At 66.6% G+C, this 2,863-nt stretch carries 1 protein-coding gene; it reads left to right on the top strand.

From position 1 onward, the window contains the following. On the top strand, positions 1-2,863 hold a 2,863-nt coding region (locus IG75_RS0135500), incomplete at both ends, for a condensation domain-containing protein (RefSeq protein ID WP_030526115.1).

The raw sequence follows: 2,863 nt of genomic DNA, 5'->3' as shown, positions 1-2,863 counted from the left end.
TGGTCCGACCGAGGCCGCGGTGTCGATCACGTATTGGCAGGCCACGGGTCAGGAAACCAATAGTGTGCCGATCGGTGTGCCGCAGTGGAACAGCCGTGTGTATGTGTTGGATTCGCGGTTGCGTCCGGTTCCTGCCGGTGTCACGGGTGAGTTGTATCTCGCGGGTGATCAGCTGGCGCGGGGTTATGTGACCCGTCCGGATCTGTCGTCGGATCGTTTTGTGGCGAACCCCTTCGCTGTCTCCGAGCGGATGTATCGGACCGGTGACCTGGTGCGGTGGCAGCAGGTGGACGGTCTGCCGGTGCTGGAGTATTTGTATTTGGGTCGTACCGATTTCCAGGTGAAGTTCCGTGGTCAGCGGATCGAGCTGGGTGAGATCGAGTCGGCTCTGCTGGCGCAGCCGGTGGTGAGCCAGACCGTGGTGACGGTCGCGGCCTCGGATCTGGGTGAGCAGTTGGTCGCCTACGTGGTGCCCGCTCCGGGTGCGAAGATCGTGTCGGCGGTGCTGCTCGATGATCTGCGTGATGTGCTGCCGATCTACATGATCCCGGCTGTGGTCATGGAGCTGGACGCGTTCCCGTTGAACACCTCGGGCAAGCTGGATCGTAAAGCTCTGCCGGCTCCGGTGTTCGAGACCAAGCAGTTCCGGGCTCCCTCGACTCCGATCGAGGAGATCGTGGCGGGTGTGTTCGCCGAGGTGCTCGGTGTGCAGCGGGTCGGTGCCGATGATGATTTCTTCGCCCTGGGTGGTAACTCGCTGATCGCGACCCAGGTCGCGGCCCGGCTGGGTGCTGCGTTGGATACCCAGGTGCCGGTGCGGTTGTTGTTCGAGGCGTCCACGGTGACCGCATTGGCGGCTGCGGCGGAGACCGCTGCCGGTCGCGGTAACCTTCCGGTTCTCGCGCCGCGGGAGCGGCCGGAGCGGGTGCCGTTGTCGCTGGCGCAGCAGCGGATGTGGTTCCTCAACCGGTTTGATCGGGATTCGGTCGCCTACAACATTCCGATGGCGATCCGGTTGTCGGGCGACCTCGATGTGGACGCGTTGCGTGCGGCGGTAGCCGATGTGGTGGGCCGGCACGAGGTCTTGCGGACGATCTACCCGGAGACCGATTCCGGTCCGGTGCAGCTGGTGCTGCCGGCCGGGGACGCCGCGCCGCGACTGCAGGTGCGCGCGGTGGCCGCCGACGACGTGGTGGCCGCGGTATCGGAACTGGTGTCGACCGGTTTCGACGTCACCGCCGAGGTGCCGTTGCGGGTCGCGCTGTTCGAGGTGAGCGACGCGGCCGGCGAGGGCGCGACCGGTGAATTCGTGCTGGCGATGGTGGTCCACCACATCTCCGGTGACGGTTTGTCGGTGGCCCCGCTGACCCGAGATCTGATCACCGCGTATGCGGCTCGCGTCGTGGACGAGGCGCCGGGCTGGGCGCCGCTGCCGGTGCAGTACGCCGACTACAGCATCTGGCAGCGTGAGTTGCTGGGCGACGAGACCGATCCGGAGTCGCTGGCCGCGCGGCAGGTCGAGTACTGGCAGTCCGCGCTGGCGGGTGTGCCCGACCAGCTGGACCTGCCGGCGGACCGGCCGCGGCCGGCGGTGCAGTCGTTCACCGGTGGCCGGGTCGAGGTCGCTGTCGACGCCGAGATCCACGCCGGGCTGCAGCGGGTCGCCCGAGAGCAGAATGCGACGCTGTTCATGGTCGTGCATTCCGCGTTGGCGGTGTTGCTGTCGCGGCTGTCGGGGACCGATGACATCACCATCGGTACGCCGGTGGCGGGTCGTGGTGAGCAGGCGCTCGATGATCTGATCGGTATGTTCGTGAACACCCTGGTGTTCCGGACCGAACTCGATCGCGGGGAGTCGTTCGCCGGTTTGCTGTCCCGCCAGCGGGAAACCGATATCGCGGCGTTCGCGCATGCGGATGTGCCGTTCGAGCGGCTGGTGGAGGTACTCAACCCGGCGCGGTCGACCGCGCGGCATCCGTTGTTCCAGGTCGGTCTCTCGTTCCAGAACCTGGCGCAGTCGAGTCTGGAGTTGCCGGGGCTGACGGTCTCGGGTCTCGAGGTGGATACCGAGGTCTCGCAGTTCGACCTGCATCTGATCGTTGCCGATGGCTACGACGACAACGGCGCTCCCCTCGGTGTGCACGGTCATCTGACCTACGCCACCGATCTGTTCGACCGCGCTACCGCGCAGGCGATGGTCGATCGGTTCGTGCGGTTGCTCGGCGAGATCGTGGCGAATCCGCTGGTGCCGGTGGGCGAAGTGGAGATCTTGGCGCCGGCCGAGCGGCAGGAACTGCAGGCTCGTAACGCAACGGGCCGGGAGTTGGATTCGGCGGCGACATTGGTGTCGCTGCTGGATGCGTCGGTGGCGGCTACGCCGGATGCGGTGGCGTTGGTGGCTGCGGATGGTTCGCAGATCACTTATGCGGAGTTGGGTGCGCGGGTCAACCGTCTGGCGCGGTCCCTGATTGCGGAGGGTGTTGGTCCGCAGGATCGTGTGGTGCTGGCATTGCGGCGGTCGGTGGATCTGGTGGTCGCGATGTATGCGGTCGCCACTGCCGGTGGTGTGTATGTGCCGGTGGATCCGGATCAGCCGGCCGAGCGTACGGGGTACATCCTGGATACCGCGGCACCGGTGTGCGTATTGACCACCCGTGCCGAACTCGCGGACGGCGTGGTGGGCGACGGTGTGCCGGCGCTGGCCGTGGACACTCTCGATCTCGGTGGTTTCGCGGCCTCTCCGGTGACCGATGCCGAGCGTGTGGCGCCGTTGCGGGCGTCGAATACGGCGTATGTGATCTTCACGTCGGGTTCGACGGGTCGCCCGAAGGGTGTCGCGGTGCCGCATGCGGCGATCGTGAAC

Source organism: Nocardia rhamnosiphila NBRC 108938, from assembly GCF_000720425.1.
GTDB classification, from domain to species: domain Bacteria; phylum Actinomycetota; class Actinomycetes; order Mycobacteriales; family Mycobacteriaceae; genus Nocardia; species Nocardia rhamnosiphila.
This window is presented reverse-complemented; position numbering and strand designations above follow the sequence as displayed.